At 40.6% G+C, this 25,511-nt stretch carries 19 protein-coding genes and 1 pseudogene; 15 read left to right on the top strand and 5 right to left on the bottom strand.

Annotated features, from left to right (window positions below):
- From FCR06_RS26700 to FCR06_RS26710, 3 genes are all read left to right on the top strand, one after another.
- Positions 1–809: ATP-binding cassette domain-containing protein (locus FCR06_RS26700; protein ID WP_138505163.1), on the top strand; the 809-nt coding region annotated here is incomplete at its 5' end.
- 39 nt (positions 810–848) lie between these two features.
- A complete protein-coding gene (locus tag FCR06_RS26705) occupies positions 849–2,216 on the top strand; it encodes a hemolysin family protein (RefSeq protein ID WP_138505165.1) in 1,368 nt (455 codons plus the stop codon).
- A gap of 71 nt (positions 2,217–2,287) precedes the next feature.
- Complete coding sequence (locus FCR06_RS26710; protein ID WP_223280306.1) at positions 2,288–5,119, top strand: NHLP bacteriocin export ABC transporter permease/ATPase subunit; 2,832 nt, start codon at positions 2,288–2,290, stop codon at positions 5,117–5,119.
- 138 nt (positions 5,120–5,257) lie between these two features.
- On the opposite strand, the gene FCR06_RS26715 is transcribed toward FCR06_RS26710, so the two are convergent.
- From FCR06_RS26715 to FCR06_RS33045, 4 genes are all read right to left on the bottom strand, one after another.
- Positions 5,258–6,409, bottom strand: coding sequence for an IS4 family transposase (locus tag FCR06_RS26715; RefSeq protein ID WP_223280307.1), 1,152 nt, complete (start codon positions 6,407–6,409; stop codon positions 5,258–5,260).
- A gap of 392 nt (positions 6,410–6,801) precedes the next feature.
- On the bottom strand, positions 6,802–7,905 hold the full coding sequence (locus FCR06_RS26720; protein ID WP_138505167.1) for an SIS domain-containing protein: 1,104 nt from the start codon (positions 7,903–7,905) through the stop codon (positions 6,802–6,804).
- A gap of 365 nt (positions 7,906–8,270) precedes the next feature.
- Positions 8,271–8,438 (bottom strand): hypothetical protein, encoded by a 168-nt coding sequence (locus FCR06_RS33040; RefSeq protein ID WP_189523592.1) that lies wholly within the window; start codon positions 8,436–8,438, stop codon positions 8,271–8,273.
- Between the two features lie 11 nt (positions 8,439–8,449).
- Entirely contained in the window at positions 8,450–8,611 is a 162-nt protein-coding gene (locus FCR06_RS33045) for a hypothetical protein (RefSeq protein ID WP_189523593.1), read from the bottom strand.
- A gap of 159 nt (positions 8,612–8,770) precedes the next feature.
- Here FCR06_RS33045 and FCR06_RS26725 point away from each other — a divergent pair, with 159 nt between their 5' ends.
- From FCR06_RS26725 to FCR06_RS34440, 9 genes and pseudogenes are all read left to right on the top strand, one after another.
- Positions 8,771–10,513 (top strand): serine/threonine protein kinase, encoded by a 1,743-nt coding sequence (locus tag FCR06_RS26725; protein WP_138505169.1) that lies wholly within the window; start codon positions 8,771–8,773, stop codon positions 10,511–10,513.
- 348 nt (positions 10,514–10,861) lie between these two features.
- Positions 10,862–11,425: a pentapeptide repeat-containing protein gene (locus FCR06_RS26730; RefSeq protein WP_138505171.1), complete on the top strand. Its 564-nt coding sequence runs from the start codon at positions 10,862–10,864 to the stop codon at positions 11,423–11,425.
- Between the two features lie 182 nt (positions 11,426–11,607).
- A complete protein-coding gene (locus tag FCR06_RS26735; protein WP_138505173.1) occupies positions 11,608–12,798 on the top strand; it encodes a M20 family metallopeptidase in 1,191 nt (396 codons plus the stop codon).
- Between the two features lie 334 nt (positions 12,799–13,132).
- Positions 13,133–14,785, top strand: a complete 1,653-nt coding sequence (locus FCR06_RS26740; protein WP_138505175.1) for a B12-binding domain-containing radical SAM protein — start codon at positions 13,133–13,135, stop codon at positions 14,783–14,785.
- A 126-nt stretch (positions 14,786–14,911) separates the two neighbouring features.
- On the top strand, positions 14,912–16,375 hold the full coding sequence (hpnJ, locus tag FCR06_RS26745) for a hopanoid biosynthesis associated radical SAM protein HpnJ (protein ID WP_138505177.1): 1,464 nt from the start codon (positions 14,912–14,914) through the stop codon (positions 16,373–16,375).
- 260 nt (positions 16,376–16,635) lie between these two features.
- Positions 16,636–17,496 (top strand): ferritin-like domain-containing protein, encoded by an 861-nt coding sequence (locus tag FCR06_RS26750; RefSeq protein WP_138505179.1) that lies wholly within the window; start codon positions 16,636–16,638, stop codon positions 17,494–17,496.
- Between the two features lie 13 nt (positions 17,497–17,509).
- Positions 17,510–18,424, top strand: coding sequence for a hopanoid biosynthesis-associated protein HpnK (hpnK, locus tag FCR06_RS26755; RefSeq protein WP_138505181.1), 915 nt, complete (start codon positions 17,510–17,512; stop codon positions 18,422–18,424).
- A gap of 140 nt (positions 18,425–18,564) precedes the next feature.
- Positions 18,565–19,767, top strand: coding sequence for a bacteriohopanetetrol glucosamine biosynthesis glycosyltransferase HpnI (gene hpnI, locus FCR06_RS26760; RefSeq protein WP_138505183.1), 1,203 nt, complete (start codon positions 18,565–18,567; stop codon positions 19,765–19,767).
- Between the two features lie 148 nt (positions 19,768–19,915).
- Positions 19,916–20,314, top strand: a pseudogene (locus FCR06_RS34440) (CDP-alcohol phosphatidyltransferase family protein); the annotation flags it as partial.
- Between the two features lie 15 nt (positions 20,315–20,329).
- Here FCR06_RS34440 and FCR06_RS34905 read toward each other — a convergent pair.
- Positions 20,330–20,392 (bottom strand): KxYKxGKxW signal peptide domain-containing protein, encoded by a 63-nt coding sequence (locus tag FCR06_RS34905; protein ID WP_411268025.1) that lies wholly within the window; start codon positions 20,390–20,392, stop codon positions 20,330–20,332.
- A gap of 192 nt (positions 20,393–20,584) precedes the next feature.
- On the opposite strand from FCR06_RS34905, the gene FCR06_RS26770 reads away from it, so the two are divergent.
- From FCR06_RS26770 to FCR06_RS26780, 3 genes are all read left to right on the top strand, one after another.
- A complete protein-coding gene (locus tag FCR06_RS26770; protein ID WP_138505187.1) occupies positions 20,585–21,298 on the top strand; it encodes a 2OG-Fe(II) oxygenase in 714 nt (237 codons plus the stop codon).
- Between the two features lie 144 nt (positions 21,299–21,442).
- Complete coding sequence (locus FCR06_RS26775; protein WP_138505189.1) at positions 21,443–23,113, top strand: alpha-amylase family glycosyl hydrolase; 1,671 nt, start codon at positions 21,443–21,445, stop codon at positions 23,111–23,113.
- Between the two features lie 552 nt (positions 23,114–23,665).
- Positions 23,666–25,252, top strand: coding sequence for a glycosyltransferase family 39 protein (locus FCR06_RS26780; protein WP_138505191.1), 1,587 nt, complete (start codon positions 23,666–23,668; stop codon positions 25,250–25,252).
- The last annotated feature ends 259 nt before the right edge of the window (positions 25,253–25,511 follow it).

Here is a 25,511-nt window from a genome sequence, read left to right on the forward strand (position 1 = left end):
AGGGTCAATCAGGAAGCATAAATTTTCTTTCTCCTCATACTCCCCATCTCCCCATCTCCCTTTCTTCCTCATCCCCCTGGCAATTACAGGGTCAAGTTGAGTTACGAAATGTCAGCTTTGGTTACAGTCGTGTTGAACCTCCTTTGATTGAGAATTTCAGCTTAGTTGTCAAGCCAGGACAACGGATAGCACTTGTGGGGGGGAGTGGATGTGGGAAATCTACAATTGCGAAATTAATTTGTGGGCTTTATCAGCCTTGGCAGGGTGAAATCTGCTTTGATGGTGTAGGGCGATCGCAAATTCAGCGTTCTGTGTTGGCTAACTCGTTGGCAATGGTTGAACAAGATATCTTTTTATTTGCTGGGACTGTCCGGGAAAACATCACTCTTTGGGATTCTACTGTGTCAGAAGCAGATTTGGTGCAGGCTTGCCAGGATGCAGCTATTGATGATGCGATTGCCTCACTACCTAGCAAATATGATTTTGAATTGATTGAGGGCGGTATGAATATTAGCGGGGGGCAACGCCAGCGTTTAGAAATTGCCCGCGCTTTGGTGAGAAAGCCTACAGTGTTAGTACTGGATGAGGCAACCAGTGCCTTGGATGCCGAAACTGAGTTGATTATTAACCGCAATTTGCGAGAACGTGGTTGTTCGTGTATTGTAGTAGCTCACCGCCTCAGCACAATTCGTGATTGCCATGAAATTATTGTGCTGGAGCAAGGTAAAATCGTCCAACGTGGCACTCATGAGGAATTATGGCAGCAGGGTGGAACTTATGTTAGCTTACTTCACGTAGCAGAGGCATAATACCAATTCGTAATTTGTAATTCATTATAATAAATGGTCATGAACAGTCCATTGAGTTGGTTTACTGCGGGCAAATTATTATCTGTAATTTTCTTGGTGCTAGCCAACGGATTCTTTGTGGCAGCCGAATTTGCCTTAGTTGCGCTCCGCCGTAGTCGTGTCGAGCAGTTGGTTGCAGAAGACCATCCCCGTGCAAAAGCTTTACAACGGGCAGTGAATAACTTGGATGCTTATCTAGCAGCTACCCAACTTGGTGTTACCATGTCATCCTTGGGTTTGGGTTGGCTTGGAGAACCAGCGGTTGCTGTACTCCTCGAACCCGCTTTCCACTGGCTGCCGAAATCTTTATCGCAAATTAGCGCTCATACTTTATCAGTACTAATTGCCTTCACAATCATTACGTCTCTCCACATCGTCTTAGGAGAATTGGCTCCGAAGAGTCTAGCACTCCAGCGCACCGAAAGAACGGCCTTCGCGGTGATCTATCTCTTAGAACTATACTTAGCTGTATTTCGCCCAGCCGTCCAAGCTTTGAATAATTTAGGAAATTTAGTTCTGAAGCTGATAGGCTTAGAACCAGGAAGTGGCGAAGGATTGTTTCATTCGACTGAAGAATTGAAACTTTTAGTGGCGGCTAGCCATGAAGCGGGTCTGCTGGGTGAAGCTGAACAAGATGTAGTAGAGCGAGTATTTAGCCTTGGTGACCGACAAGTTAGTGCATTTATGACACCACGCACAGAGATGGTCTGGCTTGATATCGACGATCCGCTCTCAAAAATCCGCAGCCAAGTCATTGAAAGTATTCATTCTTTCTTCCCAGTCGGTCAGGAGAACGTTGATAACTTGTTAGGTATCATCCAAACCAAAGAATTGTTATCCCAAAATCCAACTCAAGTCATTGAGTTGCAAGCCTTATTAAAACCACTTTTATATGTGCCGGAAAGCATGAAGGCTTTGAAACTCTTAGAGTTATTTAAGAAATCTGGCACTCACCTTGCTTTAATTGTGGATGAATATGGCGTAACACAGGGTTTGGTTACACTTACTGATATTGTAGAAGCGATCGTGGGTGATATCCCATCTAGTGAAGAGCTAGCTGACCCCGATGTAGTCAGACGTGAAGATGGGTCTTGGTTGTTAGATGGACTATTGCCGATTGACGAGCTTAAAGAGATTTTAAACATCAGAAAGTTGCCACCAGGGGCAGGGATCAACTATCAAACTTTAGGGGGATTTATCGTCAACCAGCTTGGACATATTCCCTTGCTGGCTGAACATTTCGAATGGGCAGGACTACGCTTTGAAGTAATTGATATGGATGGAAACCGAATAGATAAAGTGTTGGTTGTACCAATGCATAATGAAAAAGACCACCAGGGTACAACAAACTTGTCTGGAAATTTATAACCCAAGCCACCTTTTTACCTGAAGTGAATCCTGTTCCCATATACTCCCTTCACGCAAACGAACCATTACTGTTGGAAAGCCTAGAAACTTTTTGGATAGTACAGTCTGGAACATTGGCGGTGTTTGCAGCTATTAAAAACGGTACTGTTGAGGAGCATCGCCGCTATCTGTTCCATGTCAGTGCTGGTGAAGCATTGTTTGGTGCAGCGTTGTCATCTGAAGTAGTAAGCCAATGGGGTTTTGTAGCCGTAGCAATTGAACCCACTCAATTATCCCAGATGTCAACGGCTGATTTGGTTAAGACAATCAGTGCAGCTGAATCTCAAGCCAGAGAACTTTTAGAAGGTTGGGTAAATCATTTAGGACAATTTCTAAGTTCTCAGCAAAGAGTCTTAGCAATGCCATTAAATCTTGCAGAGGCATTTGAGCGCGATTTTTCATTATCAACAAGTGAAGCTCTATTATGGCAGCAAACACTTGTGTGGGTGAAGTTACAGCAAGGAAGTACTCGCTGGATGGGAGTTGAGGAATTAACACTTAATTGTGCCTCGCCAGTGTTTCCGCTTGCGAGTGGTATGTGGTTAGAGGCGGAAAATGCGGTCATCGGACAAACATTACTAACCGCAGATATCAAAAATTACGAAGAAATATCCATAGGTTTAGTATGCTTACATACTTATCTTTTTGACTACTTCAGTTTGTTAGCAAATAAGGAAGCAGAAGCAGAATTTCGTCAGTTTCAGCAACGAGAGCAATTTAATCAGCAAGTAATAGAGAACGCACTCTCAGACTTAGCAACAGTATTGCAGCCGCAGCCAGAAGTTACGTTCTTTGAACAAGGACCGCCTCTATTAGTAGCATTGGGAGCAGTCGGACGAGCATTAGGGATAGAGATTCGTCCACCCGCAGATGATTTTAGTGCTATTAAAGACCCTGTAGCAGCGATCGCCCGCGCATCCCAAATTCGGGTTCGCCGCATTACTTTGGCAGGCGACTGGTGGCGTCAAGACCAAGGGCCGATGTTAACTTATACTGAGTTGGAACAGCGCCCAGTGGCGTTGTTGCCTACAGATAATCGAGACTATGTCATCTTTGACCCAGTAGCACGGACTCGTACACCTGTAAATGAGTCAATCGCAAAAACACTGACATCAGTTGCATATATTTTGTATCGACCATTACCCCAAGTGGCACTCAATGCCATTGACCTGCTGCGGTTTGGAATTAAGGGTTATGAAAAAGACATCGCTAATATTTTTGCAGTTGGGATACTAGGCACGATATTGGGAATGGTCGCGCCCCAAGCAACGGCTATTTTAATTAATAATGCGATTCCCGAAAGCGATCGCGCAATGCTTTGGCAGATTGGATTAGTACTGTTTGCAGTCGCCTTTGCACAGTTCGCTTTTCAAATTGCCCAAAGCATTATTACCCTTCGCATCGAAAGCGCAACTGATAGCGTATTGCAGCCAGCTATATGGGATCGGCTACTGAGATTAAGTCCAGGATTTTTTCGCCAGTACACTTCTGGTGACTTGGTTAACCGGGTGATGGCAGTAAGAGAAATTCATCAAAAACTMAGCGGTGCTACCCAAAGAACCTTGTTGAGTGGAGTTTTTGCTTTATTCAACTTGGTGTTAATGTTTATTTACAGCTGGCAGTTAGCGTTTGTGGGAGTTGGTTTAGCCATCTTTGCTGCTATATTTACTGTTATTTCTAGCTTCTTATTGGTGAAGAAATCACAAAAACAGCTAGAACTCGATGGCGCGATTCAAGGACTTAGCGTACAACTAATCAACGGTGTCGCCAAGCTGCGGGTAGCGATGGCAGAAGAACGCGCATTTGCGGCTTGGGCAAAAAAGTACAGCCAGCAGATCCGGCTGAAGGCGAGTTCGCAACAAATTAAAGATGGTGTTTCTATTTTTAATGAAGCACTTCCTTTGGTAAATTCTATATTGCTTTTTGGATTTGCCATGCTGTTGATGCAGACACGTCTCTCACTTGGGATATTCGTTGCTTTTAATTATGCTTCAGCGATTTTTATCAAAGGAGTAATTGACCTCAGCAATAGTACATCAGAAATTTGGAGTATTGTACCAATCTGGGAACGGGCAAAACCGATATGGCGATCGCAGCCGGAATATGACTCAACTAAGGTTAACCCCGGTCAATTAAGGGGTCAGATTACCCTAGAACGTGTTAGCTTTCGCTACTCGGAGAATGGCAGCTTAATTCTCAATGATGTCACTATCCATGCCGAACCAGGAGAATTTATCGCGATTGTTGGCGCTTCTGGAAGTGGGAAATCAACGATATTACGCTTGTTGTTGGGTTTTGAAACTCCATTAACAGGCAGCATCTATTATGATGGCAAAAACTTAGCAGAGATGGAACTCCAAGCTGTACGCCGACAGTTGGGGGTGGTACTGCAAAATGGCAAAATCGGCACAGGCTCAATTTTTGATAATATTACCGCTGGGGCTTTGGTTTCTGTTGAAGAAGCTTGGTCAGCAGCACAAATGGCAGGCTTGGCTGATGATATTAAGCAAATGCCAATGGGAATGCATACTATAATCGCTGAGGGTGGTAATAATCTTTCAGGTGGACAACGGCAAAGGTTATTGATTGCGCGATCGCTAGTCTCCAAGCCCAAAATTATTTTAATGGATGAAGCAACCAGCGCTCTCGATAACCGCACCCAGGCGATCGTAACTGAAAGTTTAGCTCAGTTAAATGCTACTAGAGTAGTGATTGCCCATCGCCTCAGCACAATTCGTTATGCAGACCGGATTTATGTAATTGACGCAGGTCATGTAGTGCAAGTGGGTAAGTTTTCAGAATTGATTGCACAAGAAGGATTATTTGCCCGACTTATAGCCAGACAGCTAGGGAGCAATTTTTAAAGTAGTACAGCTTTGTGTAAAACCGTTTGTTTTCAATACCCCAATGCTGATACCGTTTCACTTTAAAATTGATGCAAATGGCAGCAGGGGGCAGGGGGAAAGAATTAAAGACCAATCACTGACGGGGTGACAAGGAGGCTAGAGGGCTGATTGAATAAGGGTCATAGCACGTAGACCCCGTTGAAAATAGGGTAGTTTACCAGGCTTGAGATGCACAAGTGCGATCGCCAAATCTGACCAGAACTCCATAGCACCTACCCATAAACACCCATATAATCCAATCCAAAAAGTACTATGTCGGCGTGTATAACGCTTTAATTCTTGAAGCCGACCAACATATTGTTGTAACCCCATTTTTTGGGATTTGCGACCAGCTAAAACTGCAATTGTGTAGGCGATTGCAATCAATAAAATTAGTGCAATTAATCGTTGTCCAGTTGCGTGAGTTGATTCCAAATTATAACCACCAGTTTTACAATCTTTGAACATAGCTTCGATGCCACTCCGCAACTTAAATGCTTTAACGGCATCTGGAAGACTATCAAGGTTCGTTAACAAAAACCACCCCGCAGGCTCAAGCTTACCACGGTATTTGCGCTTGTAWTATCCGGCTAGATTAAAATTAGTAAAACCTTTCTGTTTGGTAGCTTGAATACCCGTCAGAAAGAACGAGATACCAGGATTTAGCCCCAAGGATTGTAAACGTTGGTAAGACTGGTTTTTTTGTCGAATATAAGTGCCTTGCTTTTGACGCAGTACAAATTTAATGTTCTTACTATGTAACCAATTTGCTAACTTAATACTATGAAATTCTCTATCTCCCAATACTAGGATTTCATATTCCTTAAACAACCTCAACAATGGACGAATTAACTTTTTCTGCTCACCTAAATTGCTACATCCTTTTTTGGATAACAATAGCCAGTACACAGGTATTGCTCTTTTTTGTTCAATCAAACTAATTACAAACACATTTTCTCCACGCCACTGTGTTCTATCTATGGCAAATATTAGTTTTTTATTCTTAGAAGCAGGGCTATTTTTTATCCATCGTTTGAGTATTGGAAACCATAGGTACTCAATTGACAACTGGGGCAGTAGTAAAAACCTTTGAATGCTCCGTCGTCGGCTTTCAAATTTTATTGGTTGTGGAAATACAGATGACAGCTTCTCTATCGTCACAGTTTTATGAAATTGCAATAGCAGAACCAAGATTTCTAGCATCTTGTATTGTGCAGGTGTTAGTAGATTTTGAGCGCAGTTTTGGTAGAATTTAGCGAAGATTATCATTTGATAGGTCTTGTTGAGAATACTGACCTATCTTTTTTTACCCCAAAACGATCACTCTTCCCTATTTCCTCCGTTTCAGCCCCTTTGTCACCCCTTCAGGACCAATCATTTGTATCAAATATTTTGTGAAATGCTATGACAGATGGCACATCCCATTTTTTAGGTATCATTCTCTAAGTACAACTTTGCATAAATTCGTGGTGAATTGAGGGTTGAAATTTAAACCAAAGGTTTAATTAAGGTAATTTTTTTCGCTACGAACTTGTGAAATTATGTAGCTTACTACATAAGATAAAATTGGACTTACCGAGTGGTCTGGTTCATGGGGCAAAGATAGCAGATCTGGCACCAATCGTCACACAATACAATAGCTGGAAATCTTCATATAGTCACTACAATTTTATAAGGCTACGTGCTTTTGCAAAACGTGGGTCTTCAAGCCGAAATCCATCGGGATTTGTACCTACTGCTAAAGCTAGATAATAAGCAAATAGTTGCAGTGGTAATAAACATGTTAAAGCAGTAAAAGGTTCTGGAACTTTAGGTACAATACAATCAACTTCAGAATTTTGTAATGATATTTGTGTTGGTTGGTCAATGATCATAATATAATGAGCACCAATTTCTTGGACTAATTTTGATAACTCGATAACTCGCTTCTGGGCTTTGCCTGTTGGAGCAATTAATATAAAAAAATCTTCTGTTTCAACACATTGTAAGGGACCATGAAGAATAGCTTCAATTGACATAGCTTCAGCTTGCAAATAAGAAGTCTCTTTGATTTTTAAAGCTATCTCATGTGCAGTAATAGCATTTTCTCCACCTCCAACTAACCAAAAACGTCGAGCTTTAAAATACTCATTAGCGAGTTGTTTCATTTGTATTTCTCTATCAAGTATAATCTTTAGCTTTTGAGGAATATCATTAAGTAAAAACTCTTCTGAAAGTAGGATTTTATTGGTTTGATTAAAGCCAATTTGCCCAGATAAATATGCTAAAATAGCAATAGTACCGATATAACTGACTGTATGGGCAGATGAGCTTTCTTGAGGAACTGTCTGAAATGTAAAATTTTTATCTAGATTTTCTAATAGTCCACTCTGTGCTGTTTCACCAGTAATAAATAAAGTAGAGCAACCCAATTCTCTAGCCTGATTTAAACATTTCAAAGTATAAATTTTATTACCTCGGTGGCTGATCGCAATAATGCAATCGGTTGAATTTAACTTTGGTCCATACAGAAAAAAATCAAAAGAGTGGCATGCATAAGTAAATAAATCTTCACAATATGTTCGCATCAAATATTCACCAACTTTAGCAGCATGATATGAAGTGCCAATACCTACTATAAATAGTCGCTGGCAGGAAGCAATTTTAATTGCAACTTGGTCGATTTGATTTTTATTTCGCCTAATAGCTTCAGCAAAAGATTCAGGCTGTGCAAAAATAGCATTATACATATGAAAGGGATGATTGAATCTTTGATCTTCGCTCATAATCACCTAATTAGTTAATTATACTAAGTCCAAACACAAAGCCAGTCAGAGTGGGAGTATCCACTTTGAGCAGATAGACTTTTTTAGAGGTTATTTATAAAGTAAAACTAAAATTATTGTAGGGTGTGTTAGGCGCATCTTTCGATTTAGTTTTCATGAAAAACTTAATATTAGCGCCTAACGCACCGCCAGATAAAACGGTGTGTTAGGCACAAGCCATAACACACCCTACTTAAGATTTACTTTATAAATGGTCTCTAATAAACCAGTGGTAAAGTCTCAACCATAATTACCGGAGTTGTCCAAATCTCCATTGTTGGGATTGCATAGCGAATTTTACGAAACAACGTGTCACTCCAATTGCGCTAGCGAGGAATCTCAGCCAAGTCGAGAAACCGTCCTAAATCGCCTCCATGACGTTGTTCTTTCTTGATAAACAATTGAATTACATTAATGTATTTAAAATCTTGAATAGCTTGTGCATAGTTTTTGCTAGCAGCTAACAAGTGCAACCCATCTGATGTCTCACCCAATTGCCAAGCTCTCAACGAATCTGCGATTTTATTTTGTCTTCCTTTGCGATTTCTGCACCACGCGCCCAAGGAATGTCTAATTGAAACTCAGCGTTGGCTTTGTAGTAGGTGTACCATTCTTGAGATGTTGTAATTGAAGACGAAGTAGGTAACAGTTTATGAGGATTCGTCAAGCTTTTAAATATATTTAAGAGAATCTTGTCTTGATGATTCCCAAAACTGACTACAAACTTTTTAGACTGGAAATTGGGCTATTTCACATCTTCGCTGTTTTTAAATCACGAAATCTAAAGAAACGCTAAAATCAAGTCAGCCTTTGTATTGTAGCGGTTGTGTCCCACATCAACCAGAGTGCGGTTCACTGCATAAATCCTGATTGTCAACGTCCTTATCCTCAACCTTGGGGAAACAAATTTTGTAACAGCTGTGGCGCACCGCTACAGTTGCTAGACCGCTATATCCCAGTTCAACGGTTGGGGTCGGGAGGATTTGCGGAAATTTATACGGTTTGGGATGAAAAAACTCAAACCGAGAAAGTGCTGAAAGTATTGGTGGAAAATTCACCAAAAGCACTGGAATTATTTACTCAAGAGGCGGCGGTTTTATCTAGCTTACAGCATTCGGGTGTGCCGAAAGTTGATGCCGATGGGTATTTTCAAGTAAATTTGTTCAATCCMAAACCGCACCAATTACCTTGTCTGGTAATGGAAAAAATCAATGGGCAGACTTTAGAGGAGATATTAAAGAAGTATCCCCAAGGCTGTCCGGAGAATTTGGTTTTAAACTGGTTCGCCCAAGCTGTAGAGATTTTACAGGAATTACACAAACGTCAAATTATTCACCGAGACATTAAACCTTCTAATTTGATGCTGGATACCTCTTCACCAGCTATAGCCACGATTGGAAAAGAAAAAAGCGATCGCTTAGTCTTAATTGATTTTGGCGGAGCAAAACAAGTCAGCGCTTCCAAACTGCGTTCTCGGTCTAGTTCCACGCGGTTATTTTCTTCTGGCTACAGTCCACCAGAACAAGTGACTGGAGGAATTGTGGGACCGAGTGCCGATTTTTTTGCTCTGGGTCGAACGATAATTGAACTACTAACAGGTAAGTATCCCCCGGAGTTGGAAGACGGGCAAACTGGGAAGTTGCAGTGGCGAACTCAAGTGAATGTCAACCCGCAGTTAGCAAACTTGCTCGATGAGATGGTGCAGGAGGATGTGCGATCGCGCCCACTAAATGCAGCTATGATTCAAAAACGCCTAGCAAAGATTTCCCAACCATTACCGTCGCCAAGGTTATCGCAACTGCGGCACAATGTTAAGCAAGCCTCTCAGAAATTTACACTGTTAACACAAGCTGTTGAACAAGTTTTAGCTCAATTTAGCCAAGCTTTAAGTCAAACGATTATTTTTATTGCTCAAATAATCCTAAAAATTCTCCAAGCTTGTTTGGCGACAATTTGGGCGATAATGCTAACTTCTGTTGGTGCTTGTTTTGGTGCGATCGCTGGTTTTATTTTGGCCTATCGTACAAGCTTGGGGCGTCGGGTTGTAGAATTTCTTTCAATTCAGATAAATCAATTAGTTCCAAATACTCAACCCACCTTCGGCGCAGATATTTTAGTCTTTGTAGTCGCAGGTTGGGGAACCGCATGGGGACTAACAGTATCGGGGTGTTTTGGTCAACGGCGGCGGTTTTTAGTAGCCTCAATAATGGGGATGATTAGCTACGGCTTTGGCTGGTTAATTTTGCAGTTAATTACACCAAAAGACAACGGCGAAGGCTTAGTAGCAGTGATTTTAGTGGAAGTTTGCTTGCTCACCTTAAGTTTGGGACTTCGCAGTCATCATCTAGTGTACGCTGTGTTCGCCGCCTTTGGTAGTGCGATCGGCTATACAGCTTTGATTCTTTTGAAGTTAGCACCTCGGATCTTGGAATTTTCCAGTCAACCAAGCTGGCTAGAGTTATACAAGCCTTTGATTTTTTTTGGTTCTGTAGGCTGGTTTCTCAGCTTTTGGTTAGGAGTAAGTTTCTATTTAATTGTGCCTGGGTTGCGTTTTTTGGGGTGGCGCTAATTGGGAATAAGGAGGCATAGGGGTACAAGAGGGGAAAATTCCTAACTCCTAATCCTTAACTTTCCACTGCTTGTTAAATACCTAAAAACAAGATCCCCCTAGTCGTTTTTTTTTCGAGCTAGGGGGATCGCATATGTGGTAGTCTATAAATAGTTCGGTATAGTTCCTTACGACTCGATTGTATAACCTAGATTTCACTTTGAGTAGTCTTACCGCAAGAATTTATCGGATATTCATCGCTTCTTAATCAATGCTTCATTCCGGTTATTCACTTGGCATGTCTTATATGTAACGATGACAGTACCCAGTCTACATTACTTGTCATCTTTGTAAATATCTGTAACAAATATGAAACTTAAGATTGTCACTACCGTTGTCCTGTTAGCTTGTTTCGGCTTTACAGGGCAGACCTTTGCATCAAACGTGCAAGATTTGGAACAGTTGAAGGCAACAAAAACTTGTCCCAGGTGCGATTTAAGTGGTGCTGACCTAACTCAACTAAATCTAAGTGGAGCAGTTTTGCGAGGGGCTAACTTGAGCGGTGCGACATTATCTCAAGTTAATCTCACGAATGCCGATCTCACAGGTGCAAATTTAGAAGGTGCTATTCTCAATTCGGCGAATCTCAGTGGTGCTTCCTTAACGGGTGCAAATTTGAAATCAGCATCCTTAGAAAAAGCCGATTTGTCCTATGCCGGTTTCATGAGCACCAATTTAGAAGCGGCAAACTTAAAGGATGCCAAATTGCTATATACCAATTTTCGGGCGGCAAACTACCGACTAACAACTTTGAGTAATGGTATTGTTACCTCTGACAAACCTTACGGTTGGTCGTTAGAGCGTCCAAATGTCAGGGAATGTAACAAGTTTAGACCTGAGAATACTCCAGGCACAACTTGCTACGGGAAATAGGAGTGGGGAGGTGGGGAAGGTGGGGCTTCCTCTGGGGATAAGGGGAGATGGAGAGATACGGAGAATAACTCCTAACTCAACAATCAACATTCCCAATTCCCCATACCTGAAGAATATATTACTTTTTTGTTTGTTAACATTTCTTTATGATGGAAGCAAGACTGTAGAGTTAGTTGATATCAATGCTTACCCATATTAAAGACTTAGCAGCAAAACTAGCGCCCCGATTAATTGAAATTCGCCGCCACATTCACTCTCACCCAGAACTCAGCGGTCAGGAGTACCAGACAGCTGCCTTTGTAGCTGGTGTTTTGTCTTCGAGTGGTTTGCATGTGCAAGAAGGAGTTGGTAAAACAGGCGTCATTGGAGAACTGCAAAATACTAGCCAAAATGAGCGTTTATTGGCAATTCGCACCGATATGGATGCCTTGCCAATTCAAGAGGGCGCTGATTTGGAATATGCCTCTCGTGCTGCTGGTATAATGCACGCTTGCGGTCACGATGTCCATACCACAGTGGGGTTAGGAACAGCGATGGTGCTGTCCCAAATATCAGAGGAGTTGGGTGGTAAAGTGCGGTTTTTATTTCAGCCAGCCGAAGAAATTGCCCAAGGAGCAAGCTGGATGATGAAAGATGGGGCGATGGAAAACGTCTCAGCTATATTAGGGGTTCATGTTTTCCCTTCTATACCCGCAGGTTCTATTGGGGTACGTTATGGGGCATTGACTGCTGCTGCTGATGATTTAGAGATTCTGATTATTGGCGAATCTGGACATGGAGCGCGTCCCCATGAAGCGGTTGATGCGATTTGGATTGCGGCTCAAATTATTACTGGATTGCAACAAGCCATCAGCCGGACACAGAATCCCTTGCGTCCTGTAGTGTTGAGCATTGGCAAGATAAATGGTGGTAGAGCGCCGAATGTAATTGCTGATAAAGTGCAGTTATTCGGAACAGTGCGATCGCTCCATCCCGAAACCCGCGCGCATCTGCCAAACTGGATTGAAAATATTGTAGCTAATGTCTGCCGTCCTTACGGGGCACGTTATCAAGTTAATTATCGTCAGGGCGTCCCCAGCGTGCAGAATGATTATGCTCTGACTCAATTATTGCAATCAGCCGCAGAAGAAGCTTGGAGTAGCGATCGCGTCCAAGTTTTACCCGAACCCTCCCTTGGTTCTGAAGATTTTTCTATGTATTTAGAACACACCCCTGGTTCAATGTTTCGCTTGGGTGTAGGCTACGAAGAAAGAATCATTAACCACCCATTACATCATCCCTTGTTTGAAGTCGATGAATCTGCGATTATCACCGGAGTCGTGACTATGGCATACGCTGCTTACAAATATTGGCATCACCCCCAAAGCCCATAAAATCAAGTCTTTGGCGCTGATAGCAGCTAGCGGTTCTCGTTTGGATGAAACACGCTTCAACCCCACCCCCAACCCTTAAGAGCTTGCTCTTAGGGGAATGTTTGCTTTTTGGGCTTGCGACTCGATTGCAAGGAAGCGATCGCCGCGACAATACCCCATGCCCTGTTTTCAAGATAGTTATTTATGGACTAAGTAAATCGGCAGTTTTCAGGTAAGTTTTCTATATTACAGTTAAAAATTTCTGAAAGAACGCGGTAAGCTAGTTGGAATTACATCTGAGTTATATCAGTAAATTGTTAAATTAGCTGCTCAGTTTTTCGGGGTGAAATTTGCAATGACTGTAAATCTAAAGTCTTTAGAGAATTCAATCGATATTGCGGCTGAGTCAAAAACCGCATCTAATACTCAAAAAAACCGCTACATTCCCCAACATCATCGACGTATCCTTTGTATCTTTCCTAAATATAGCCGCTCATTTGGCACATTTCATTACGCTTACCCACTGATGGGTAATGTTCGGGCTTTTATGCCACCCCAGGGTATTTTAATTGTGGCTGCTTACTTACCTCAAGAATGGGAAGTCCGGTTTATTGATGAGAATGTCAAATCAGCAACTAAGGCTGATTATCAATGGGCTGATGTGGTAATTGTCAGTGGAATGCACATCCAAAAACCACAGATTAATCAAATTAATCAACTTGCCCATCGAGCCGGCAAAATTACAGTTATTGGCGGCCCTTCTGTATCTGGTTGCCCAGAATATTATCCAGAGTTTGATATTTTAAATTTGGGTGAATTAGGAGACGCAACCGATCGCCTAATCGAGTATCTAGACCAAAACTGCCAACGTCCCCAAGCACAAATTCGCTTTGAAACCAAGGAACGTTTACCCCTAACGGACTTTCCCACACCAGCTTACCATTTGTTGAATATCGATGATTATTTCCTGGCAAACGTGCAGTTTTCCAGTGGTTGCCCTTATCGTTGTGAGTTTTGTGATATTCCAGAACTCTATGGACGCAATCCCCGGATGAAAACACCAGAACAAGTTGTCGCTGAGTTAGATGCAATGCGGCAATCAGGTAATTTGGGAGCAGTGTATTTTGTTGATGATAACTTTGTTGGCGATCGCCGCGCCGCCATGAAGTTGCTTCCTCACCTGATTGATTGGCAAAAACGCAATGGCTACCCCATCCAATTTGCTTGTGAAGCAACCCTCAACCTCGCTCAAAGTCCAAAACTGCTGGAAATGATGCGCGAAGCTTATTTCTGCACAGTTTTTTGCGGCATTGAAACACCGGAACCACAGGCTCTCCACGCTATTTCCAAAGACCAAAATCTGAGTATGCCAATTTTAAAAGCAATTCAGATTTTAAATAGCTATGGCATGGAAGTCGTATCGGGAATCATCATCGGCTTAGATACAGATACACCAGAAACAGGCGATCGCATTCTGGAATTTATTCGAGCGTCCCAAATTCCCATGTTGACAATTAACCTACTTCATGCACTACCAAGAACTCCTTTATGGCGCAGGTTAGAAACAGAAGGGCGACTTGTATTTGATGAAAGCCGCGAATCAAATGTTGAGTTTTTAATGCCCTATAAGCAAGTTGTCGAGATGTGGCGGCGCTGCATCACTACAGCTTATGAGCCAGAATTTTTATATCAGCGGTTCGCCTACAATATGGAACATACTTATCCAAACCGGATCAAAGTTCCTAACAGCCCGGCTCGTACTTCTGGGGGTAATATTCGCAAAGGTTTAACCTATTTAATCAATATTTTGCTGCGGATAGGTGTATTTAGTAACTATCGTCAAACCTTCTGGAAAATGGCTAAACCAGCACTGAAAGCAGGTGAGATTGAGAACTTGATTCATGTTGGACTTGTAGGACATCATCTGATTAAATTTGCCCAAGATTGCGCCAAAAATGAAGAATCAGCTTCGTTTTATTCCCAAAAAATCCTCACCAAAGTTCGTTAATAGTTGACGGTTGACAGTAATCATTAATTAATGATTTATGACTGGGATCGGCTATGCTGCTTTTTAGGTTTGCTCCTAAAAAAGTCTTAAGTAAAACGTCCGAACTACAGATGAGGGAAAATACCTGTGAAAAAAACTTTGTTTCTCAGTCCTCCTTCCTTCGATGGGTTTGATGGTGGTGCAGGTTCCCGATATCAAGCCAAGCGCGAGATTACTTCTTTCTGGTATCCTACATGGCTGGCGCAACCCGCAGCCCTTGTTCCTGGTAGTAAGCTGATAGATGCACCACCACACGATCAAACAGTAGAAGATGTCATGGAAATAGCTCGAGATTACGAGTTAATTATCATGCACACCAGCACACCTTCGCTGCCTAACGATGTGAAGTTTGCCGAGACAATCAAAGCTCAAAAACCTGATATCGAGATTGGCTTGATTGGAGCGCATGTTGCAGTATTACCAGAGCAGACGCTAGCTGAAAACCCAATTATTGACTTTGTATGTCGCCACGAATTCGACTATACCTGCAAGGAACTAGCAGAAAATAAAGCTTGGGAGGAAATCAAAGGTTTAAGCTACCGCGATCGCCACGGTAATATCCATCATAATCAAGACCGCCCCTTGATTCACGATTGGGATTCTATGCCCAGTGTATTGCCGATTTATCACCGAGATTTAGATATTACAAAATACTTTATTGGCTACTTACTGCATCCATACATTTCTTTTTACACTGGGCGGGGTTGTCCGGCAAAATGTAGCTTCTGCCTTTGGCCGCAAACAATTGGTGGACATTTATACCGCACTAAAAGCCCAGAAGCTGTTGGGCGCGAAATGGCACAAGCCAAAGCTATCTTCGGCGACAAAGTGCGAGAATATATGTTTGATGACGACACATTTACTATTGATAAACATCGGGCGATCGCTATTAGCGAACACATGCAGCGACTCAAATTAACTTGGAGTTGTAACGCCCGTGCAAATCTTGACTATGACACTCTCAAAAAATTACGTGATAATGGCTTGCGCCTGCTGTTAGTAGGATTTGAATCTGGCAATCAGCAAATTCTTGATGGAATTAAAAAAGGAATCAAGCTGGAAGTAGCACGGAAGTTTATGGAAAATTGTCATAAACTTGGCATTACTGTACACGGCACATTTATCATTGGTTTGCCCGACGAAAGCCAACAAACAATTGAAGAAACAATCCGCTTTGCTTGCGATATTAGTCCTCATACAATTCAGGTTTCTATCGCTGCTCCCTATCCTGGAACAGAACTTTATCGTCAAGCAAAGGAAAATAATTGGTTTAGCAACAATTCCTTAGTTGCTAGTTCCGGAATTCAAATGTCCACGCTGCAATATCCAAATCTCTCCGGTGCTGAGATTGAAGATGCAGTTGAGAGGATGTATCGTAAGTTCTATTTCCGTCCCAAAGCTATCATCCCAATTGTTAGCGAAATGCTCAACGATCCCCAAATGTTAGTTCGCCGCCTGCGTGAGGGACGTGAATTTTTCTCCTATTTAAAAGACCGTCGCACCCAAGCAACTGCGAAACCAGAATCAGTGGTTGTTTTTTCCAGGAATTGATATAACCATACCAATTCGTAATTCGCAATGACGCTCTCTGCGAGACGCGCAAGGGACGAAGACTCGCTAACGTGATTCGTAATTAAGAAAGTCTGATTTAGTTTGGGTTCCTGGGTTTGGATCTGTATGATTATTTTTGGTAAATGATATCAGTCAAATAAGTGAATGAATAAAAATATTTACAGTCATTCCGAGCGCCATGAAATTGTGTAATTAATTCTGTCCAATTACTTGTCAAAAAGTTAAAAAATTCTTCAGCCATGAAAATAGGAACTAAAGAACACAAAGAACTTTTTTGCCGTAGCTTTATAGAAAGTCACTTGGACTACGAGCCGGAACGCCTTCCTTGGCCGACTCTGGATAATGAAGCTCTTTTAACCTTGCAAAGTATTCCATTTTGGCGAGAAGCACTCAATACTGAACTAGAGGCTGGAGTAATGGTGAATGCGTTTGCAAACACAATTAGCGACCCTTTATTACAAGAAGCGATCGCTTTACAAGGTGTGGAGGAAGTTCGCCACGGTAGACTAATTAAGTTTCTCATCAATCAGTACGATATTCAAATTTATCCGCCTCCTGAACCTGTACTTCCTAGTAATATCAAAACAGCTTTCCTTGACTTTGGCTTTGGTGAATGTCTTGACTCTTTTTTAGCCTTTGGTTTATTCGGACTTGCTCGGCGTCATATTAGTTATATTCCAGAACCATTATTTGATATCTTCGATGCGGTTCTTGATGAAGAAGCTCGTCACATTATGTTCTTTATAAATTGGATCACTTACCTACAAATTCAAGAAGGCAAAAACAATTGGTTGCGAGGAATCAATGCTGTTTTACATTACAGCAGAGCCTTACAAGATAAAGTTAAAGCTTTTAGTGGTTCTAACGAAGAACAACAAGAGGGTTTCACAGCCATCGGCGCCAGCAACTTTATAGATAATTTAACCCCAGAGTTATTGTTATCTACTTGTTTGCAAGAAAATACGCGACGACTTGGCGTATTTGACAAAGAACTACTCCAACCACAACTAATGCCAAACCTGGCCAAAATTGCCTTAAAGACTCTTACACTCATACCTCGGCGTCAGTCTGACTCAATAGCTCAATTATCACAACCTTAAAAATCCAAAACATATGCAAGCGCAGCGATTCGCCATTATCAATGGTGATGACTTTGGTTTCTCTCAAGGAGTTAATCAAGCAATTATCAAGGCACACGACCAAGGAGTGCTAACTAGTACCAGCTTGATGGTGAGCGCTGATGCTGCCCAAGAGGCCGTCACCTTGGCACGTGCCCACCCAAATCTGGCTGTTGGTCTACATCTTGTGTTGACATGTGGACGGTCTGTCCTCCCGCCGGAGGAAATTCCTCACTTAGTTGACCAACAAGGTAACTTTTCAAACAATCCCGCCATCGCTGGGTTACGCTATCAATTTGTCAGGCAAACTCGTCAAGAACTGCGGCAAGAAATTCGCGCCCAGTTAAAAAAATATCGTTCTACTGGTTTGCCTCTTTCTCATGTGGATGGACATTTGCACATGCATATCCATCCAGTGGTTTTGCGTATTTTAGTTGACCTGGCACCAGAGTTTAAGATTAAAGCTATTCGTCTTCCAAGCGAGGAATTAGGGTTGACCCTGAGAATTAATCGCAGTCATCTGCTGACAAAGCTAGTTTGGTCAGGAGTATTTGGCAGACTACGCCGGTATGGTGAAAGACTGTTAAAGTCCCAAGGCATTAACTTTACCCAAAGAGTTTACGGATTATTACAAACTGGTGGAATTACGGAGGATTATTTACTTAAATTAATACCTAAAATTCAAGCAAACGTCGTGGAGATTTACTCTCATCCAGCGATGCCTACGGCGGGCTTCTCTACCAGACCCTGCGCGAACGCCAACGCTATTCATGGCGATCCTTTGAATGCAGCAGTGGGGGCAGGTGAAGCAGAACTTGTTGCCTTGTTAAGTAGTCAAGTACGCGAAGTATTACTTAGTAACGGCTTTGAAATTACTAATCATCATTTTTTATGCCAACGTAGCACCTAAATTTGATTTTTCAGAATTTTCGATTCATGATATGGCGAACTTTGTCATCCCAATTTCATTGAACGTACATGAAAAAATCCTAAACTTTTTGGCAGTGAATCTCAAAAATGTTTGTATTGCTTGGTTGGTAATAAATGGCTATGTTTGCATCTACCTTCTTAACAAATATTCGCCTAGTTTTAATTGATTTTCTGCTACTTTGGTGCATAATATCTGTCTGGTTTTATTGCTATGCGATTTATGCAGCAATAACTTTTTTTGCCAATCCTCAACCAATCAATCTAGAGTTTTATCCACCTGTTAGTATCCTCAAACCTCTCTGTGGGGTTGATAGCGATGCTTACGAAAACCTAGCATCATTTTGTCAGCAAGACTATCGAGAATATCAAGTTATCTTTGCCGTGCGAAACTCTCAAGACCCTTGCATAGAGATTGTAGAGAAAATCATCTGCAATTTTTCAGATTTGGATATTCTGTTGATTGTAAGCGATCGCCTGATCGGGACAAACCTAAAAGTTAGCAACTTGGCAAACGCCGCAGCCAAAGCTAAACACGAAATTCTACTGCTTGCTGATAGTGACATCCGAGTTGGAACAGATTATTTGCAAAGAGTTATCCAGCCGTTGCAAGACAAAAACGTGGGTGTAGTTACCTGCATGTATCGATCCTTAACTCAAGGATGGATATCGACATTAGAGGCTATTGGTACTACTACAGAGTTTCATGCTGGGGTCTTAGTCAGCAACATCCAGGAAAATGGTATAAAATATGCCTTTGGTTCTACCATCGTTATACCAAAAAAAGTATTAGAAGCGATCGGTGGATTTGAAACAATTGCTGATTATTTAGCAGATGATTTCCAACTTGGCTATCTACCTGTGCAAGCAGGTTATAAAGTTGTGCTTTCCGACTATGTAGTTGAACATGTACAGACAAATAACAACTTAGTTGATGCCATCAAGCGCCAGATCCGTTGGGCGCGTGGTAAACGAGTTTCTCGTCCTTGGGGTTATCGAGGACTAATTTTTACCTATGGTGTTGTCAGCAGCTTGCTGCTGCTGATTGCTACGGATGGTTCAATATTAGGATGGCTAGGATTATGTATCTGTTGGACAACAAGATTGGTGATGGCTTGGGTAGTTGGTGCTATCAGTCTCAAAGATCTAATTGCCAAAAAGTTTCTGTGGCTTGTTCCTGGGTACGACTTGTTAAGCTTTGTGATCTGGTGTTTTGGCTTTCTTGGCAACACTGTAGAGTGGCGGGGGCACCATCTGAAGCTAACTAAAGATGGAAAGCTCCTACTACAAGAAGATAGAAGTTATGAATTATCAATTATCAATTAATCACAACTGAGCTGATACTAAGTTGCATTCAAGTAGAATATTCCTACTCTCAACCCAGGTTACTATCTTGGAAAAGCAAAAAAGCTCAACACTTAGTGCCAAGAGTCTCTGGTAAAATAGCGAGACGACATCAAATTTAAGTCCATCTATGACTACAAAGCCTTGGGATGCTCAACTTGCTTATTGGCTAGTTCTACCTCTAAAAGACAGTTGGGTAAATCCGAATCATCTCACCACAGTCAGACTTGTAACAGGACTAGCTGCGGCTGTTGGATTAGCGGTTGGTAATAATATCTGGGCTAACATTGGGGCAGGGCTATTTGCTTTATCTAACTTTTTGGATCACACTGATGGTGAATTAGCCCGCTTGAGTGGGAAAAGTAGCAAATGGGGACATCAGTACGACCTTGTTAGTGATGCCATCATCCACATACTTTTATTTATAGGTGTTGGATATGGTCTTAAAGGAAGCGAACTTGGTTCGTCAGCGTTGTTTATGGGAATATTATCTGGCGTGTCTGTTGCTTGCATCTTTCATTTACGAAATCAAATAGAACAGCGTTTAGGTAAAGACGCCAGCCGTCAACCAAATTTTGCCGGATTTGATATTGAAGATGTGCTGTATTTATTTCCCCTAGTTACCTTACTCAATGGACTAGAACCGTTATTAATGGCAGCGACAATTGGTGCGCCAATGTTTGCAGTCTGGGTAATTTGGCAATTTTGGACACTCCCGCAATCTCAAGCAAATTAGGGAATGTGCAACAAAGAGGTATGGGGTTAATCTAAAATTTAAAATAATTTGACTTATTGATTAATGGAGCTTCAAACTGAAATTTATCAAGCTATAGCAGCTGTTGATTATCAAAAACTTCAAGGTGAGTTTCAAGCACAGAATGAATTTTTGGTACTAGAAAACTTTCTTCCTAATTCCATTCTCAATAAGTTTTTGAGTTTATTACCATCGCTGCAACCTGCTATCAATCGGAACTATATCCCCAATCATAAAAAAGGCGGTAGTATCAGCCGTTATAGCTTAGACAGTCTAGCGCCGATTTTCGGAGAGTTTTATCAACTAAATTCCTTTTTCGAGTTTCTCAACGAAATTACTGGTGAAAAACTCCTTCCCTGTCCTGATAGTGATCCTCATACTTACGCGCTGTACTATTACACTGAGCCGGGAGACCATATTCAGTATCATTACGATACCTCTTACTATCACGGGAAACGCTATACGGTGTTGCTTGGTTTGGTTGATAATTCATCTAGTAAGTTGGAATATCAGCTTTACAAGGATATTCCAGAACGGGAAACGCAAACGCGATCGCTTTCCTTAACCCCTGGTACTCTAGTATTATTTAACGGTGACAAACTCTACCATAGAGTTACTCCTTTGGGTAACAATGAACAGCGGATTGTTTTGACTTTGGAGTACGTCACTGACACCCGCATGGGTATCTTAAAACGTTTTGTCTCAAATATGAAAGATGCGATCGCCTATTTTGGTTTTCGCCAAGTTTTTCGTCGTTAGGATAACTAATCTCGCTGGACGTAAGTTAAAATTCAAATAAAAAGAATAGAAAAAATTTATTACTTAAGAAAGAAGCTACAAATTCTTAAGTAATACAAAATCATTTTATTGATTATTTTTATAGAAATTTCTATAAATTTGGAAATGGAAAGTTTAATTGAATTTACCTTATTTGCTCCTCGTAATCAAGGAGCAGTTTTAATTGGGTCATTTTCTAATTGGCAGGAAATACCAATGCAAAAAGGTGAAGATGGTTATTTTCGTACTCAAATACAACTAAAAGACGACATTTATCAATATAAATTTCGCGTTCAAACCAAAAGTCCCAATTTTGCACCTGATGAATGGGTAGATGTTATTGACCCTAGGGCAACAGATGTTAATGAAATAGAGAAGCAGGCCCTAGTGCGGGTTAAAGATGGACAACGTATTGTTGATACTTATGTTTGGCGACATGACGAAATGCCGTTGCCTGATAATCGTGAATTAATCTTATATGAAATGCACGTTGCTGACTTCACTGGCGATGGGGTTGACCCTGATAAACGAGGCAAATATTTAGGGGTAATTGCTAAGTTAGATTATCTGTGTAAATTAGGAATTAATGCAATCGAACTGATGCCAATAAATGAGTACCCAGGTAACTATAACTGGGGCTATAAAGTACGTCACTTCTTTGCTACAGAATCTAGTTATGGTTCCACAGAAGATTTAAAGCGATTAATAGATGAGTGTCATGGTAGAGGTATTCGGGTTTTTTTGGATGGAATTTATAATCACACAGATGAAGAATGTCCGTTAATGCTAATTGACCGGAATTATTGGTACTATGAACACATGCATTATCCGGAAGACCCCGATAATTATTGGGGACCAGAGTTTAACTATGATAATTATGATGAAAAATTAAATGTTAAACCTGCATGGAAATACATCGGTGATGTAGTACAATTTTGGATTCAAGAATATCACATTGATGGAATTCGCTTTGATGCAGTCCGTCAATTGGCTAACTTTGAATTTCTTGACTGGCTGGCTAAGCAAACAAAAAAACATGGCGCAGTCAAGCAGTTTTATAATATTGCCGAACACATTCCTGATACAAGCACTGTCGTCAGACCAGATGGACCATTAGATGCTTGCTGGCACGAAAGTTTTCGCTACTTTATAATTCCATCTATTTGTGATAAATCATTTGAGTTAGAGCAATTAAAGCAAATTTTAGACCCGAGAAAGCAGGGTTATGCAACTGCTACTAATGTGATAAATTATTTAGCAACACACGATCGGCAACGCGTGTTGCGAGAATTAGGTGATGCTGGTATCTTTGACGCAGAGGCATTTAAACGAGCAAAGTTAGCAGCAGTCCTCTTAATGACAGCGATGGGTATACCAATGCTATGGATGGGAGAAGAGTTTGGCGAATACCAGCAAAAAAGTGAAGATGTGACCGAACCAAGAAAAATTACTTGGTCTTTGTTAGCAAATAGCCAAAATCATAATTTATTTGAGTATTATCGAAAACTGATTGCTTTACGCAAGCAAAATTTAGCTTTGCAAAGTGATAGTATAAAATTTTTCTATGAAAATGCAAAAGATAAAGTTTTGGCTTATAGCCGTTGGGATAAACAGGATTCTCATGTCGTCGTCGTGGTAAATTTTTCTCCTCTGAATTTAAGTAGATATGAAATTCCTGATTTTCCAACTGCTGAGTATTGGCGAGATTGGTTCGGTAACTGTGAAGTGGAAGCTCAAGATGATAGTCTAGTCACTAATTTACCAAGCTATACAGCTAAAATATTTGTTTGGCAATAGCGTCAGTTAAAGCAGAATAAAAGCCCCCTGATAAAACAGAGGGCTTTTGGCAGATATGGTTAGCTAAGGGGACAAAGACAATAGAACTAATGCAAACACTTGGTATTTTGATGTGGATGCAATAGGTTGCTATATAGATAAATAGTATCAGATGACTATCAAATAGGATACTCATATGCATCACGTGTGCAACACTTAAAGTACTATTTAATGTCAACATCCCAACATCAACCCAAATCCTTGAAAAATTCATGGGGTTCGGGTTTCCACAAACCTTAAGGTATCTTTTGTTTTCAGGTTGCGTGGGACGTATTTATATTTTGTTTATAAAAACTTTATAAAATCTTTTTATTTTTAAGAAAAGTATTTTATATTTCAATTAATTAGTATTATATGATAGGACGAAACAATTATATTTAGCGTGCAAGTATATTGTCAAAAGCAGCAAAATGCTTCAAAATCTTTGTGACAACATACAAGGATATTGCTCAAAATTTATATGTAATTGAATATAACCCTTTTGACTAAAGCTTTAACAGGATTGAAAACTGCATGAAAAAGGCATTATCACAAAATTGGCTGAGTTCTCGAGATTGGCTACGCTTTTTAATTGTCATATTAATAGTAATAGGCGTCTTTTTTCGCTTCGTCAATATCGACAAAAAAATTTATTGGAGTGATGAAGTCTTAACATCATTACGTATATCTGGATATATGGAGTCAGAAATGGCTAAAAATCTAGGTGATGGTCATTTGATAAATAAAGAGGAATTGAATAAATATCAGTATCCTAATAATGAAAAAACTACAACTGATGTAATTAACGGCATAGTTATAGAAGACTCACAAATTTTGCCTTTACATATCTTAATGAATCGCCTTTGGGTGAAGTGGTTTGGCAACTCTGTAGCTGTAACGAGAAGTTTTTCGGCGTTTATTAGTTTGTTGACCTTTCCTTGTATTTATTGGCTGTGTAAAGAATTATTTGAGTCTTCGCTAGCAGGATGGATGGCAATGGCACTGGTAGCTGTTTCACCTGTTCACGTGATATATGCACAAGAAGCACGGGCATACACTTTATGGATAGTAATTACTTTAATATCGAGTGCAGCACTGCTGCRAGCAATGCGCTTAAAAACAAARGTTGGTTGGTGCATTTATGCAGCAACATTAATAGTAGGATTTTATACTCATATATTTTTTTGTTTCATTGCTCTCGGACAGGGAATTTATATACTTACACTTGAACGCTTCCGATTGAATAAAACATCGATTTCTTATCTTGTTTCATCGTTTGTAGCATTTATGACTTTCTTTCCGTGGATATTGATTATTATTAAATATCCTCACTCAGATGCTATATATTGGGCGAATGCTAAACAAACTTTTTTGAATTCAGCTACTAGGTGGGCTGGGCTTATTAGTCGTGGATTTCTTGATTTAGGCGTTAGCCCGAGCGATTCTGATAAACTTAAATATGCTTTAATGCCTTTGATTGCAATAATTTTAACTTTAATAATTTACTCAATCTATATCCTCTGTAAAAAAAGTCCTCAAAAAGTTTGGTTATTTGTTTTGACATTGATTGGGTCTGTAGGGCTTCCCTTAATAATATTAGATTTCATCTTCGAAAAGCGATATGGTACTAGTCGATATACACTTCCCTGTATTTTAGGTACACAGTTAGCTGTGGCTTATTTATTAGCCACAAAAATCAAGTACAATTCTACTAAAATTTTACAAAAAAAAGTTTGGTCGGTTGTAACTTTGTTAATAATCTTCAGTGGAGTAATATCTTGTTTACTCAGTTCTCAATCTCAAATGTGGTGGAACAAATATCCAGAGAGGTTCGGACAATATCCAGAAATTGCTAGGATAGTTTCTGGAGCTGACAAACCACTTTTAATTAGTGATACTGATAGCATGGTTCCAGAAATACAAGTGCTTGGTCACTTAATCCTGCCAAAAGTACAAATCCAACTTGTTGCTCCAAATAAATTACCAGAGGTTACTAATGGGCTTAGTGATATATTCTTGTTCCAGCCTACTGAGTTCTTGAAAGCTGGAATTGAGAAAATTTATAACTCAAAGTTACAGCAGGTAGACAAGTTACTCTGGAAAATCACAAAATCCACTTAATCCCTTATCAGTTAGTGGTCTTTGAGGAAGATAAGGCCCACAAGCTGGCTTACCGTACTCTCACAGACAAGCAAATCAAGCTACCCATAACTTCTTTCCACAACGATATATTTGGAGGTTAGGTTAAGACACGTAGCAAGATAGCGTAGGGGTACGCTCAACTTAATCTACCAAAAAATGGTGGAGGTATTGAGATTAAAAATTAATATTAATTAGTTTCATAAGTGGCAAATTTAGATCATAAATATACTTTAATTAA

This window comes from Nostoc sp. PA-18-2419, from assembly GCF_005869855.1.
GTDB lineage: Bacteria > Cyanobacteriota > Cyanobacteriia > Cyanobacteriales > Nostocaceae > Nostoc.